This window comes from Paenibacillus sp. AD87, assembly GCF_001659845.1.
Lineage (GTDB): Bacteria > Bacillota > Bacilli > Paenibacillales > Paenibacillaceae > Paenibacillus > Paenibacillus marchantiae.
The window spans coordinates 3,000,721-3,017,306 of record NZ_LXQN01000007.1 but is presented as its reverse complement, the minus strand read 5'-3'; the positions used below and the strand labels follow the sequence as shown (position 1 = coordinate 3,017,306).

The following is a 16,586-nucleotide window of genomic DNA, read 5'->3' as shown; positions in this document are numbered from 1 at the left end:
GTAATTGACAATATTCAGCATTATTAAGTATTTACTTTCGTTATTCGAATCGTTATAATCAAGAAAAAATGACACTTGTTAGGGGAGGCACCCCAACAGAGGACTTTGTTCCTTTGTTGGGGTGCCTCCTTTTTTTGTGTGCAGAAAAGGAGAGCAGACGTTGAAGAAATCTGAGAAGCGTATTAAAAAACAGGCCGAGCAGCTTACCAAAGTGGTACTTGCATTTGCTCTGCTGTCACCCCAAGCCTTGCTGGTCGAATGGGGTTCAACGGCCATTATGGCTGAAGCTGTGGAAACCATCAGTATTGTATCCGATACTTCCAGCATGAAGGCTGTTCAATCCTCCAAGGTGAAAGTGGAGATGAATAGTGATGGCAAATATAGAATTGTGTTGCTTCCTAATACAAACGTATTCTACGGTGGCGATACCGGGAATGTATCCACCATTATTGATCATAACGGAACACCCGTTAATTTTAAGTCGCTGCCCCTTAATTATTATCGAATCAATAATAATGTAATCGAAATGTCCAGGCAGAAAGACAACGTAGAGTATATTTTGCGCGTGTCCATCGTTAATGCCACATCTCAGGGCGGTTATATGAAGGTGGAGCTGGAGGCTGTTAACCGCAGCGGCTCTACGCTGAATCTGGGAGGTACGTTCTATTGGGATACGATGGTGAATGGCAACGATGCTTCTCCGTTTGAAGTGATTGAGAACGGCTGGCGCAATTACAGTGGAGGTGTTCAGGTAACTGCTTTTTATGCCAACACGTATAACGTTGTGGACGCAGATCGCATTTTCATGGGGCAGTACAATAGCCCGGACAATGCGCAGCTGACAGGTGGTTCTTCTCCATCTTCCTTTACGCCAGGGCAGACCGTTACCGCAACGGATACTGCTGCGCAGTTTTGGTGGGACGGCAAAGCAACCGCGAACCAGGCTTCACGCAAATTTTCGACGATTGTGGGGATTGGTCCCAAAAATGCACCGCCTTCATTTGCACTATCGGCACCGTCTTCGGGCCAGACCTATTACAAAGGAGAACAGCTTCAAATATCCGGTACAACCCGGGATACGGATGTGGGAGATCTTCTGACTGTCAAATGGTCAACCGACGGAGGCTCCGAAAACATGTTGACACAGATGACGGCTACAGGTTCCAATCAGTCGTTTAACACGAATTACACATTGCCAGACACGCTCGCAGATGGCGCACATACGTTGCAGGTGTGGGTAATGGATGACAAGGGAGGGGTCTCCTCTGCGAGCACTGTCAACTTCACGGTGAAAAGTTTCGTTGTTCCGGGAACACCGTCATTTATATCTGTTAACAATAATAATCTGACGGTCAACTGGGACAAAAAGGCGAATGATGCTTCCGTGACGTATGAACTGAAAAATGTAACGACGAATCAAACCTTTGATACGGGTACAACAAATAGTCGGCAGGTGACCGGGCTTACACCGAATACTCAATATTCTTTTGCTGTGCGCGCTAAAAATACAGTGGGTTCGTATACGGGGTATTCAAGTCCAGCTAGCAAATTTACACTAGCCAATGCACCAAGCGATGCAGCTGTGAGCCAGTCAGGTAACTCCGTTACGGCTAGTTGGAACAACAATGGCAATCCTGCGGGAACGAGTTACAAAACGGAAATACGTAACTCCGTCGGACAAGTGCTTGCATCGGGTACAACTTCATCAACTCGGACTGAACTTGCGTTAACTGGACTTGCAGACGGATTATATAACGTATATGTAGCAGCACTGAATGGAGAAGGCATACAGACTGCATTTACCTCTGCAGGTCAGATCACAAAGGACACAACCGGTCCCACTGCTCCCTCGATAGCAGTAAATCCTTCTTCTTGGACCAAGGAAGATGTCCTGGTTACGATTACAGCAGGCTCGGATGCCTTAAGTGGTGTACAGAAGACTGAGTACAAGCTGGGGATTGGGGGAGAATGGAAGGAATACACTGCTCCCATTACGGTTGCTTCTGAAGGAAACACACTCATTATTGCACGCAGCATAGATGCATTTGGCAATACAGGACAGGAGGCTTCTGTTACAGCACGAGTGGACCGTACAGCTCCGACACCTCCCGTCATCTCGTTAAATTCGACGGAGTGGACCCATTCGGCAGTAACGGTGACGTTAACGGCAGGTACGGATGAAGCAAGTGGAGTGGGTCTTACGCAATATAGACTTGGAGTTGAAGGAACTTGGGTCGATTATCGAGAGCCATTTACCATCAATACGGAAGGAATCACCGAGATTCAGGCGCGAAGTGTGGATCGGGCCTCTAATGTCAGTGCGTCAACTTCAGCCAATGCCCGGATCGACAAGACAGGGCCTGATGAGCCAAAGATTACACTCAGTGCTGATGAATGGACGAATCAGGATGTATCCTTTGAAATAACCAGCGGTGAAGATACAGGCAGTGGACTTGCCAAAAGCCAATATCGTCTAAACGAACAAGGCCCCTGGATCGATTACACTGGAGAAGTGAAGGTTACCGAAGAAGGACAAACCACAGTATATGCGCGCTCGCTTGACAGGGTAGGGAATGTAAGTACTGTTACAAAAGCACTCATTCGACTGGATAAGACTGCTCCAACAGAGCCGGTTATTACATTAAGTCAGTCTGGCTGGAGCGAGGAAGCTATACAATTTACGATTGCTGGCAGCGTAGATGAACATGCCATTTCGTATGAATATAGTTTGAATGGGGCCCCGTATATTGTAGGAAACTCAGGTACAGTGAGTTCAAACGGTCCCAACGTAATTCGAGCCAGAGCGAGAGACGCTGTCGGAAACGTTAGCAAGGAGGTCAGTCGTACGGCTTATGTCGATCAGGTTGCTCCAACGATTACATTTACACCGAATGGACAAGGCTGGATTGACACTAATATATCTGCTACCGTTCAATATGAAGATTCTGATTCGGGTATCAATGAGAATTCGCGATTGTACAGTGTGACCAACAGTACCGCATCGCCAGACAACTGGAATGAAGCCCGCTCGAATGAGCCTGTAATTTCAATTGAATCCGAAGGCATTTGGTATATCCATGCCAAAACAATAGATATGGCAGGGAATACATATGAGACCGTATCAGCACCTTATCAGATCCAGCGCAAGCCACAGCAGCCGGGAAATGCGAGCGTTACACAGATCAGTGAGACTTCGGCAGAACTTACGTGGGATCTGCCCACAGGAGAATGGTATAACGACGGGTATCAGTATGAAATCATAAACCATACGACAGGCCAGTCCTGGACACTGGATTATCCTAAACATACGCTCATTGATCACTCCCTAAGTGGTGGGCAAGTCTATGATTACGAAGTGAGAGTTCGAAACCATACTGGTATAAGTGATGCAGTATCTGTCCGTGCACTGACAATCCCCGCGGCACCGGGATCATTACAAGTTCGAAAAGTCGATTCCCAGCCTGAGCTGGCAGAAGTACATTTCGATTCGGTTCAAGGTGCTACTGCGTACCGTATCACGGCTGCAACTTCGGATGGAAGTATTGTATTTGACCAGACGATCTCCGATTCTTCCAATATTCCGTACATGACCAATCTGGTCCCGGGGAGCATTCATACGATTTCGGTCACAGCACTGAATGAGAGTGGTACGGGAGAAATCAGCAGGGTGGGATTCCTGACATTGCCTGCAGCACCTGGTGAATTTGCGGCAGTGCAGATTCGGGAGCATGAGATCTCTCTGGGATGGGAGACGGTAACTTCAGCTACGTATTACAGCCTTTCACGCAGTGGAGCTGGAGTCTACGAAGGATTGGAAACGGAGTATGTGGACGCAGGTCTGGATAGTGGAACAGAGTATAGCTATGAATTGCTGGCCGCAAACGAGACAGGAGAAGGTCCAGTAACAAGTTTGCAGAAGCTGCTGACATTGCCGGGGGCCATTGAAAGCTTGAGTATAGATAATGCTACAACAACGAGCATGCATCTCAGTTGGGATCCTGTAAGAGGCGCGGAGCGATACGAAGTCTTTGTGAATGGGGAGAAGCGGGAGACGCTGCTTGCTGGAACCCATGAATATCTGCTAACGGGATTGACTGCGGGAACGTTGGTTCAGGTGGACGTTCAGGCAGGCAATGGAAGTGGACAAGGTCAATCCAATCGAGTATCTGGAACGACGCTTCCCGAGAGTCCTTCAGGTCTTCACTTTGTTCAACCGACTGAAACAGGAGCAACACTCAGATGGGATGCAGTCCCCGGCGCGACGAAGTACCGGGTCGTTCTTGAGGGGCAGAGTTATGAGATTTCAGATACACAGATTGAAGTCCATCAGTTATCAGGCAGCCGCCACTATACGTATCAGGTGGAGGCCGGAAATGCTGCTGGTTATGGTGCACCCACAAGCGGTGAACTGCTTACTTTGCCAACCAGACCTAAAGGGCTCAAAGTAACACGTACGGATGAAACGAGTATTGGGGTGGAATGGGAATCTGTAAATACAGCCGAATCCTATATTGTGAGTATCAATGGGACGGAAGTGGGGCGAACTTCGGGACTTGCCTATACGGCTGAAGAATTGTTGCCAGGTATGGAGTATTTAGTGGAAGTACAGGCCGTGAACACGTCTGGAGTCGGTCAGTCCGCCAGCTTGATTCGATTATCCAAACCGACCGCCCCTTCAGAAATCGTTGTTGAACCAGGAGTACATAAAGCCACCTTGTCATGGGCTTCGGTAGCAGGTGCCTCGGAGTATGTAATTCAGCAGGGGAACAAAGAGATTTACCGTGGAACAGAGCTGACGACCTTTATTTCAGGACTTGAGGATGGAACGATGCATCATTACACACTTGTTGCAGTGAACAGACAAGGGACCCCATCCGAAGCGACGGGTATATCCATACTTACATTGCCTGAGAAGCCAGTTGAGATTAAGGCAACGGAAGTGTCGGAAAACAGTCTTAGTCTGGATTTTACCAAAACAGGGGTAAAGGGTGCAGACGAATACATCATTGAACGCAATGGGCGAGAGATTGCTCGCATGGATGCGAGTGAAACCCGATTCGTAGATGAGGATTTGTCGCCCGGCACGAAATATACGTACAAGATCCGGGCGGTTAATGCAAGTGGTTCGGGTGCTTCCCTTGTCTATGGAATAACAACTCAAACTCTGCCACTATCACCAGATGGAATTACAGTGATCAAGGGAACGCACACGTTTGATCTGGCGTGGGAAGCAGTAAAGGGAGCAGCCGCATATGAAATTCGCAATCAGACAACGGGGGGAGTTCAGACTGTGTCCGAACCATTGGTCCATCTCGCCAGTTTATTGGATGGCACAACGTATACGTTTGAACTTACAGTTATGAATGAGGATGGTCACCGCTCTTCTCCTATTCAGGTTCTTTTGTTGACCAAACCCATATCCCCACAAACAGCAAGTATTGCTGCGGTAACCGATCAATCGGCAACGCTGGATCTGAGTGGCAGCGCCACACGAGGCACAGAACAATTAATCATTATGCGAGATGGTATTGAAATTGACCGTATTCCGGCTGACAGTATCTCTTATGAAGACAAGGACTTGACGCCGGGAGAGAGATACACTTATACGGTTAAGACTTCGAATGCTTCCGGCGATAGCGATACGGGATTTGATGTTCAATTGCGTACGCTGCCTGCAACAATTACGGAAACGCTGCATCCAGACGTGATTGAAGAGACGGAGGCAGTGATTAAGTGGACAAAAGTACAAGGTGCAGAGGGTTACATTGTAATGATAGCGGATGACGAATTTACAACAATTACAGAGAGTGATTTGACTGAAGTTACCCTTAAGGGGCTAGTCAGTGCAGCCCAATATGATCAAGTACAGATCGTTCCTTATAATACAGCGGGTAATGGAATTCCAATGGTCGTTGCTCCATTTTTCACGCTGCCTCATGTCGATTCTATTGAGATGAAGCTATATCCGGAGACGGATCATGCCAGACTGGAGTGGGATTTCCCTTATTTAAACGAAACGTTTGTCGTTCTATTGGACGGTATCGAGCTGTATAGAGGCAAACAAAAAGAGTATATCGTAAATGAGCTGCAGGGCGGAACGAACTACTCCATTGAACTGTATACCGAGAACGAGCAGGGGGATACATCACATAAGCTTAATTATACGTTGTTGACCAAACCGGAAGCTCCCAAGGAAGTGGAATATCGTTCGACACAGGAGAGCATACAACTTCAGTTCGAAAAGAGCCATGTCAAGGGGGCTGAGCAATTCATCATTGAACGTGACGGTGCGGAGATCGGCCGAGTGTCTGTTGACGAGCCTTATTACGAAGACCATGGGCTTGAGCCTGGTGTAAATTATGTCTATACCATCAAAACCGTAAATGCTTCCGGTAAGAGCGAGGGCGGTTTCAATATAACAGCAGTAACGCTGCCTGGCAAAATTCCTTCTCCACCTCAAGTGGAAGAACGCGCTCAGCATGGTGCAGATATTATATGGGATATGATTCCTGGTGCAGCAGGCTATCGCATCTATCAGGAAGACGAGCTGATTGCGACAACAATGGAAACGTCGATTCATGTGACTGAATTGAAAAGTGCCCAGGTCTATTCCGACTTTTCTATTGTGCCTTTCAATGAGGCGGGAGACGGAAAGACAGTCGATGTACCCGAGTTCGAGACATTGCCTTCAGAAGAATTCACCGTTTCAGCGAACTCCCAGAGCACAAGCAGCATTGCATTGAGCTGGAAATTGGAATCTTTGAATGAAACGATCGTGCTTTCTAGTAGTGGGCGGGAGATCTATCGTGGAAAAGATCGAAGCTACATCTGGACAGGACTAACGGGCGGACAGCGCTATGATGTCATATTGTGGACTGAAAATTCAGCCGGGGAAAAAAGTGAAATCCAGCAGGCTACTGCCATGACTCTGCCGTATCCACCTCCAAGCGGAAGTGGAGCTGGTTCACCTGCACCTTCCTCCAAACCGGAGGATGTTAATTCCGTTGTGTCTCAACCTGAGCAAAATGACAAAGCGGAAACAACAGCCAAGAAAGAGGTTAAGTTCATTGATATTGGTCAAACATTCAATAAAGATCAGATTATATGGCTGGCAGAGCAAAACATCATTCAAGGTGTGAGTGAAACCCGCTTCGAACCCCGTCGTCCCATTACAAGAGCTGAGTTCACAGCACTTATTGTGCGATTAATGGGTCTGGATACATCTGCCGTTTATCAGCATGCTTTTCGGGATGTGAACGATCAGGATTGGTTTGCTCCTGAGATAGAAGCAGCCGTAAGTCTTGGTATGGTACATGGCATGGGTAATGGTAAATTTGCTCCTTATGCACTCGTAACCCGGGAACAGGCATCGAAAATCATTGCGAATGTTATTCGTAAAATCAACCCGCAACCCGCAACTTCACGTCGTGCCTTTACGGATCAGGTGGATGTGTCGGATTGGGCCAAAGAAGAGGTCGAAGAGCTTGCTGGAATGTACATGCTTACCGGGTACGAAGACGGCAGTTTCCGACCCATGCAGCATCTGAGCAGATCTGAAGCCGCAGCCCTGATCTTCCGACTGAACAAACTGATCCGTATTATAGAAGAAGGTCAAACTATGTAGGAAGAGAACCGAACTATGGATGATAAAGGAACGAGTATTGATATAGACGGTAAGGCTAACATGTCAAAATGGAGTAAAAAAACTAGGATTGAACCACATGGAAATTCATCATTTCATCATCCTCAGTAGCCACATTATCCGTTATTCTACTTTTAATGTTATAATAGGTTGCCAATATGATAAAAAAGGGTAATGGACAGTGGTGATGAATGATGAATAATAAATTTATCCGAATCTATGAAGATATTGCAGCTCGTATTCGGACTGGAGAAATTGAAGCAGGTACGCTGCTTCCCTCGGAACTGGATTTATCGGAAAGTTATCAAACGTCCAGAGAGACGATTCGCAAAGCGCTGAAAATGCTGTCTGAAGAAGGTTATATTCAGAAAATTCAAGGTAAGGGCTCCATTGTACTGGATATACGTAAAATTGATTTTCCTATTTCTGGCCTCGTCAGCTTCAAGGAACTGGCTAAAAAAATGGGACATCGGGCCAAAACGTACGTTAAGGTTTTTGAAGAAAAAAAGGTTGATCAGGCCTTGTTCAAGAAAATCAATTTTGGCCTGAATGAAAAGGTCTGGGAGATCAGACGTGTACGGCAAGTGGATGGCGAACATGTCATTCTCGACAAGGACCATATAAGCCAGAGGCTTATTCCCGGTTTGAGCAAGGAAATATGTAATGACTCCATCTTCGAGTACATTGAGGAAGAGCTCGGGCTGACCATCTCTTTTGCCAAAAAGGAAATTTTGGTGGAGGAGCCTACTGCTGAGGATAGGGAATTGCTTGATCTCGAAGGATTCCACAATGTAGTTGTGGTTAGGAGCCAGGTTTACCTGGAGGATGCAAGTCAATTTCAGTTCACAGAGGCAAGGCATCGCCCGGACAAGTTCAGATTTGTGGACTTTGCCCGGCGTAGATGATATCCATTGACCATGGATATGAAACAGAGAGTACCTATTCACTTCTTTTAGGGGTGAACGAGGTGCTCTCTTTGTTTTGAAAACGATTTGAAGTGTTTAGGGGGGCGATTGCCAAATAGGGAGTGTTGATGGGGGAGGTAGCGAGTACAAAATAAATTCCTTATCATGGTAAAAATAACTTGACCAGTAAGCGTTTTCATTTTATTATATGTCCATAACCTTAACGGTAAGGTAAATAAAATTAAATTATTTATTTTATTATAAAGTTACTTATTGATTTTTATAACCTTATGGATGTGTGAGATACTCCTGATTTTAGTTAACTTATTGCCTTGAGCAGGGTTAATTGAAATAAATAAAAAAAATGTAGGAGGTTCTAGCGAATGGTCAAGTTGCAAAAGTGTACAGTCTTTACCGTAATAGCTGCACTTATGTTGGTGATTCTGGGGAGTGCTGCACCCCAAGCGTCTGCTGCTACAGGATTTTATGTAAGCGGAGGCAAATTGTACGATTCCACTGGCAAGGCATTCGTTATGAGAGGTGTCAATCATGGACATTCATGGTTTAAAAACGACCTGAACACGGCTATTCCTGCGATTGCCAAAACAGGTGCCAACACTGTACGAATTGTGCTATCCAATGGCGTGCAGTACACCAAAGACGATCTGAACTCCGTTAAAAACATCATTAATGTTGTAAGCGCAAACAAAATGATTGCGGTGCTTGAAGTACATGATGCAACAGGTAAGGATGACTATAATTCGTTGGATGCAGCAGTGAATTACTGGATTAGCATCAAGGAAGCACTCATTGGAAAAGAAGACAGAGTTATCGTAAATATTGCAAACGAATGGTATGGAACATGGAACGGTAGTGCTTGGGCTGACGGATACAAAAAAGCAATTCCGAAGCTGAGAAATGCGGGTATTAACAATACATTGATCGTGGATGCAGCGGGCTGGGGGCAATACCCGCAATCCATCGTGGATTATGGACAAAGTGTATTTGCAGCAGATACACAGAAAAATACTGTGTTCTCGATTCACATGTATGAATATGCCGGTAAAGACGCGGCAACCGTAAAAGCCAACATGGAAAGCGTATTAAACAAAGGTCTGGCCCTGATCATCGGTGAATTCGGTGGATATCACACGAACGGAGATGTCGATGAATATGCGATCATGAAATATGGTCAGGAAAAAGGGGTAGGCTGGCTCGCATGGTCCTGGTATGGCAACAGCTCTGATTTGAACTATTTGGACTTAGCTACGGGTCCTAACGGAAGTTTGACATCCTTTGGAAACACGGTTGTAAACGACACTTACGGAATTAAAAATACTTCAAAAAAAGCAGGGATCTACTAGGGTCTATAGGGTCTAGCTTTGCTAAAATGATTCATCCAATCCACTAGCGACATTAAGCTTGTTGTGACCACAAAATCTCTTCCAAACACTCTGACCAACACGTCAGGGTGTTTTTTTTTGAAAGAAAAATCATCAAAACAGAATTCTTTTGAATTTTTCCGTTTATATTTAAAATCTTTTGTTTTCAAAACAAAACAAAGATGATAAACTCTGATTAGGAATAAAACAAACATTATCGGAGGGGAACAAATGGTACAGAGTTTATGGAATTCATCACAGGCTTCGGAGAAAACAACCGGACTGGAGCAACTGGTCTACCGATCCAATCTGATTGGGTCAGATCGACGTGTATGTAACATTTTCGGAGGCAATACGTCTACCAAAACGACGGTGAAAGATTTTCGCGGCCGTGATATAGAAGTGATGTATGTAAAAGGCAGCGGATCTGATCTGGCTTCTATGCAGGCGAAGCATTTTACAGGCCTTGGACTCGAAGATATTCGTCCATTAATCGAACGGGAATCCATGTCGGATGAAGAGATGGTCGAATACCTGGGTCATTGCATGATCGATTCCAAACACCCGCGTGCATCCATTGAGACGTTGCTGCATGCATTCCTTCCATATAAACATGTGGACCATACTCATCCAGATGCGATTATTAGTCTGTGTTGTGCAGATAACGGAAAAGAACTGGCGAAAGAGATTTACGGGGATCGATTTGTATGGGTTCCTTATGTGCGTCCAGGATTCACACTATCCAAGATGATTGCTGAAAGCGTATTCTCGAATCCCAATGCCGAACTGGTTCTGATGGAGAAGCATGGACTTGTGACTTGGGGAGAAACATCGGAAGAATGTTACGCCCAGACGATCAAAATTATTAATGAAGCGGAAGCCTTCATTGAAGCACGTGTTGACGAAGGAAGCCTGTTTGGCGGAGAGAAGCATCCTGCGTTTGAGGCAGAAGTGCGTCGCCAGATCGTATCCAAAGTAATGCCGACCATTCGGGGAGCGGTATCGGATAGCAAAAAAATGATTTTGTCCTTTGACGATCAGGAGGATGTGCTTGCCTTCGTTGGAGGAGTGGATTCGCCGAAGCTGTCACAGGTAGGCGCGGCGTGCCCGGATCATTTGGTGCACACCAAAGTGGTACCTCTATTCATCGATTGGACACCGGACGCGGAGGATATTGAAGGGCTGAAATCCAAACTGGTGGAAGGCGTAGCCACCTACAAAGAACAATATCAACAATATTTTGAGAGCAACAAAAATGATGGTGACGTGATGTTCGAAGCTGCACCTCGTGTCATTCTCATCCCAGGTGTGGGCATGATCAACACAGGCAAGAGCTGGGCCCTGTCCCAGGTAAGCGGGGCATTGTATCATAGAGCCATTGCGGTTATGCGCGGTGCGACAAGTCTGGGCCAATTCGTATCCCTCAGCGCCAATGAATCCTACAATGTAGAGTACTGGCCGCTTGAGCTTTACAAATTATCGCTGGCTCCGGCGGAGACTGAGTTTTCCCGCAAAGTGGCGTTTATTACCGGGGGTGCCGGCGGAATTGGAAGTGAAACCGCACGCAGATTGGTATCCGAAGGGGCGCATGTCGTTCTTGCGGACCTTAACCTTGAAGGGGCGCAGAAGGTAGCTCAGGAAATTAACGATCAATATGGTGCTAATCGCGCATATGCATTGAAGATGGATGTGACCGATGAGGAAGCCGTGCAATCTGCATATGCCGAAGTTGCCGTACAATATGGCGGCGTGGATATTATCGTGAACAATGCGGGTTTGGCCACCTCCAGTCCATTCGACGAAACATCGTTGAAGGAGTGGAACTTGAACATGAGTGTGCTGGGTACGGGGTATTTCCTCGTAGCACGCGAAGCGTTCAAGTTAATGAAGCAGCAGGGGATTGGCGGCAGTATGGTATTTATCGGGTCCAAAAACTCAGTCTATGCAGGCAAAAGCGCCTCAGCTTACAGCTCAGCCAAAGCACTTGAGGCTCATTTGGCCCGCTGCATCGCAGCTGAAGGTGGGGAATACGGCATTCGTGTAAATACAATTCTCCCGGATGCCATCCTGCAAGGTTCAGCAATCTGGAACGGTTCATGGAGAAATGAACGTGCAGCAGCCTATGGTATCGAACCGGATCAATTGGAAGAGTACTATCGTAAACGTACAACTTTGCTCGTCAATATTTATCCTAGAGATATTGCGGAAGGCATCGCCTTTTTTGCCTCATCCAAATCGGAAAAAACAACCGGTTGCATGATGACGATTGATGGCGGTGTGCCAGCAGCATTTACACGATAATAAGGAGGGTTCTCGCACATGGAAAATCAGGTCAAGCAAGCATATGAAGCAGCCAAATCATTATATGCCCAGCATGGAATTGATACGGATGAAGTGCTGAAGAAGCTCGCGGAGATCAAAGTGTCTGTTCACTGTTGGCAAGGGGACGATGTAAAAGGTTTTCTGAATAAAGATGGGGAACTTACGGGTGGAATATCCGTTACGGGTCAATATCCGGGGGCTGCAACGACACCCGCAGAGCTTCGGGCAGACCTGGAGCAAGCCTTCTCAATGATTCCCGGCAAACATAAGGTCAATTTGCACGCGATCTATGCGGATACGGACGAACAAGTAGAGCTGGATCGGATTGAGCCGAAGCATTATGAGAACTGGGTGAAATGGGCCAAAGAACAAGGGCTCGGTCTGGATTTCAATCCAACCTGTTTTTCACATGAAAAATCAAGTGACGGTTTCACGCTAAGTCATTCCGATCCTGCGATTCGCAAGTTCTGGATTGATCACTGCAAAGCATCCCGCCGCATTGGCGCATACTTTGGTGAGCAATTGGGTCAGACCTGTGTAACCAATGTGTGGGTACCGGACGGGTTCAAAGATAATCCGGTCGATCGGATGACACCGCGGAAGCGATTGAAAGATTCACTGGATGAGGTATTTGCCGAGAAGCTTGATCCGAAGTATCATCTGGATGCGGTCGAGAGTAAACTGTTTGGCCTCGGTTCCGAAGCGTATGTCGTTGGTTCTCATGAATTCTATATGGGCTATGGACTTCAAAATGATACGTTAATCTGTCTCGATGCCGGACATTTTCACCCAACAGAAGTCATCTCCAACAAACTGTCTTCACTTGCCCTGTTTACCAACGGCATTCTGCTGCATGTCAGCCGTCCAATGCGTTGGGACAGTGACCATGTTGTCATTATGGATGATGAGCTGCTGGAAATTGCTCGCGAATTGGTACGTCATGATCTGCTACCAACTACACATATCGGACTTGATTTCTTTGATGGAAGCATCAACCGGGTTGCTGCGTGGGTAGTTGGCACACGCAACACGATTAAAGCTTTACTGCGTGCGATGCTGGAACCTGTGGATGCTCTGAAATCAGCGGAACTGGAAGGGGATTACACCCTCCGGCTTGCTTTGACGGAAGAATTCAAGTCCTATCCTTTCGGCGCGATCTGGGATTATTATTGTGCCCAACAGCAAGTACCTGTACGCGAACAGTGGATTGCTGAGATCAAAACCTATGAGCAGGAAGTTTTACTTCAACGAGATAAATCTTTCGTATAGGATGATGCAGGCCACGGTGGAGAAGTTTTCCACTGTGGCTTTTTTGCATGGAAACAGCTGCGAAATGCATAACTGCGGTCAGAATTTCCATACTAAAAATACATAGAAAAATGCAAAGCTCAATGCTAGTACTGCAACGTAGAGGAGGATGCATCCGATTTGAATCTCGCCCACAACAAATTGTATATCGCAGCACTTGGCGGCTTGAATGAAATAGGTAAGAACATGTATCTGATCCAATATAATCAGGACATCATTGTCATCGATTGTGGTTCCAAATTCCCAGATGAAACCCTGCCGGGCATTGATCTCATCATTCCGGATGTGACGTATCTGCTGGAAAACCTGGACAAGGTGAGGGCGCTTGTGGTTACCCATGGACATGAAGACCACATTGGCGGCATTCCCTATTTGTTAAAACAAATCAATATCCCGGTATATGCGTCCAGACTGACACGAGGATTAATTGAACTGAAACTGAAAGAGCATGGGCTGCTGCGCAAAGCAGATCTGCATACGGTTGATTCCAAATCCAGCATTACGTTGGGTGGAATTCAGGTTTCTTTTTTTGCGACCAGTCACAGCATACCGGATTGCCTGGGTATCTTCTTTCAAACACCTGGAGGAAATGTCGTCCATACCGGGGATTTCAAGTTTGATATGTCACCTGTAAATGGGCCGTATCCCGATCTGCACCGTATGGCCGAGATTGGCAAACAAGGTGTGCACGTGCTGTTGTCCGAGAGCACCAATGCAGAGAGACCCGGGTTCACCCCTTCCGAGCGTGTCGTAGGTGACCACATATTGGACGCGTTTATTCGTGCCAAACAAAAAGTGTTTATTTCTACCTTTGCGTCCAACGTAAGCAGGGTTCAACAGATTGTAAATGCAGCATTCGAGACGGGGCGCAAGCTGGCTCTGCTGGGAAGAAGCATGCTTAATGTAGTGTCCGTAGCCAGTGAACTGGGATACCTGGATGTACCTGAGGGGCTGCTCATTGAGGCCATTGATTCGGACCAGTTTCCACCTGATGAGGTCGTTGTGCTCTGTACGGGAAGTCAGGGTGAAACGATGGCAGCATTATCCCGTTTGGCAGCATCCAAACATCCTCATGTGAAGATCGCACCTGGAGATACCGTCATTATTGCCGCTGGGGCGATCCCGGGGAACGAACGCAATCTTGCGCATGTCATTGATAATCTGTATGTGCTCGGAGCACGCGTCATTTACGGTTCAAGCGGAGCAGCAGGCATGCATGTATCAGGACACGGCAGCCAGGAAGAACTCAAACTGATGCTGACCCTGATGAAGCCTGATTATCTAATTCCAGTTCACGGTGAGTTCCGCATGCTGTATCAGCATAGACTACTGGCGGAGTCGGTGGGGATCGAACAGGATCATGTATTCATCGTGAACAATGGGGATATGATTCAGTACAAAGACGGCGTGGCATCTCCTGGTCCCAAAATTGCTTCAGGCAACAGTCTGGTCGACGGTCTGATCATGGGCGACGTCGGGAATATCGTGCTGCGTGATCGCCGGCAACTGTCATCCGATGGAATGCTGGTGATTGTGACTACGCTGAGCAAAACGGAGAAACATATGGTGACAGCACCTGAGATTATTTCCAGAGGTTTTGTGTTTGTGAAGGATTCTGAGGAGTTCATGAAAGAGATTCAGGAGCTGGTTCAGAACAAGATGGATGAGTTAACCGGAAGCGGAGCGAATCAGTGGAATGTGATCAAAAGAAAGCTGAAAGACGAGATCGGTCATTACATCTACGCCCAGACAAAACGAAGACCGATGATCCTGCCCATTATTATTGAGGTTTGAGAAAGTGGAGCAGAGCCGATATATAGAGATTAAGATGTGGATTAAAATTAAGATTAAGATAGTCAAAAGCCTGAGAAATGTAGGATCATACCGTTTTTCGTATGAACCACACATTTCAGTCAGGCTTTTATTGTTAACTAACCTATTGATCCTTCAGCAATCCAGATTGTCTCACAGAGGAGAGGAACTGGTGGAACTGCTCGATATTTAATTGCTGTGCGCTATCGGAGAGGGCTACCGCCGGATTCGGATGAACCTCAACCATAACGCCATCTGCACCCGCAGCAAGAGCTGCCTTGGCACATGGCGCAAGGATATCTTTGCGCCCTGTAGAGTGGGTGACGTCCACAAGCACAGGCAGATGGGTTTCCTGTTTCAGAATCGGCACAGCAGAGATGTCTAGTGTGTTTCGTGTTGCTTTTTCATAGGTGCGAATGCCGCGTTCAATCAGCATAACTTGTTTGTTCCCGCGGGAGACAACGTACTCCGCAGCATGAACGAATTCATCAATGGTTGCCGCCAAACCACGTTTCAGCAGAATAGGAATCTTAACATCCCCGGCAGCCTTGAGCAGTTCAAAGTTTTGCATGTTACGGGCACCGATCTGGATGACATCAATATACTGTCCAGCCAATTCAATATGACTTGGATGCACAATCTCACTAATTGTCTTCAGTCCGAACTCGTCGGCAACTTCCTTCAGAATTTTCAATCCTTCGATTCCGAGTCCCTGGAAGTCATATGGAGAAGTACGAGGTTTAAATGCACCTCCGCGCATTACGGTAATGCCGGCCGCTTTCAGCGCTGCTGCGACCTGGCGTACCTGCTCATAACTTTCAACCGAGCATGGGCCAGCGATCATAATGGGTTTGCCTGCGCCAACCTTGACGTTTCCGATGGAGACGACAGTATCTTCCTGCTGATTTTTGCGGCTAACGAGCAGTTGTTTCTTGTGTTCGTCGACCTGAAGGTTCAGGGAAGCCTGGAAAATCTGTTTGAACAGAAGTTTGATGGCATCGTCTTGGAAAGGTCCAGGATTGGCAGCAGTCAGTTCCTCCAGCATTTCTTTTTCGCGAACCGGATCAAACTTGGGTACACCTTGTTTTTCCTTGATTTGACCAATTTCCTGTGTAATTTGGGCCCGTTCTGACAACAAGTGCAGGAGGTTATGATTAATCTCACTCAATCGGCCTCTTAATTGTTCCAAGTTCATGCTTTGATCCATACTGATCC

At 46.7% G+C, this 16,586-nt stretch carries 7 protein-coding genes; 6 read left to right on the top strand and 1 reads right to left on the bottom strand.

Annotation, left to right across the window (positions count from 1 at the left end; translation table 11 throughout):
* Window positions 1-160: 160 nt before the first annotated feature.
* The 6 genes from gpAD87_RS12995 to gpAD87_RS12970 all read left to right on the top strand — a co-directional run bounded on the left by gpAD87_RS12995 (window position 161) and on the right by gpAD87_RS12970 (window position 15,353).
* Window positions 161-7,624, top strand: coding sequence for a fibronectin type III domain-containing protein (locus gpAD87_RS12995; protein ID WP_064638769.1), 7,464 nt, complete (start codon window positions 161-163; stop codon window positions 7,622-7,624).
* A 212-nt stretch (window positions 7,625-7,836) separates the two neighbouring features.
* Entirely contained in the window at window positions 7,837-8,547 is a 711-nt protein-coding gene (gene treR, locus gpAD87_RS12990; protein WP_079694432.1) for a trehalose operon repressor, read from the top strand.
* A gap of 431 nt (window positions 8,548-8,978) precedes the next feature.
* A complete protein-coding gene (locus gpAD87_RS12985) occupies window positions 8,979-9,911 on the top strand; it encodes a glycoside hydrolase family 5 protein (protein WP_442950737.1) in 933 nt (310 codons plus the stop codon).
* 249 nt (window positions 9,912-10,160) lie between these two features.
* Entirely contained in the window at window positions 10,161-12,230 is a 2,070-nt protein-coding gene (locus gpAD87_RS12980) for a bifunctional aldolase/short-chain dehydrogenase (protein WP_064638767.1), read from the top strand.
* Between the two features lie 18 nt (window positions 12,231-12,248).
* Window positions 12,249-13,520, top strand: coding sequence for an L-rhamnose isomerase (gene rhaA / locus gpAD87_RS12975; protein WP_064638766.1), 1,272 nt, complete (start codon window positions 12,249-12,251; stop codon window positions 13,518-13,520).
* Window positions 13,521-13,679: 159 nt separating this feature from the next.
* Window positions 13,680-15,353, top strand: a complete 1,674-nt coding sequence (locus gpAD87_RS12970) for a ribonuclease J (RefSeq protein WP_064638765.1) — start codon at window positions 13,680-13,682, stop codon at window positions 15,351-15,353.
* Between the two features lie 142 nt (window positions 15,354-15,495).
* On the opposite strand, the gene gpAD87_RS12965 is transcribed toward gpAD87_RS12970, so the two are convergent.
* A complete protein-coding gene (locus gpAD87_RS12965; RefSeq protein WP_064638764.1) occupies window positions 15,496-16,578 on the bottom strand; it encodes a bifunctional 3-deoxy-7-phosphoheptulonate synthase/chorismate mutase in 1,083 nt (360 codons plus the stop codon).
* Window positions 16,579-16,586 lie beyond the last annotated feature (8 nt).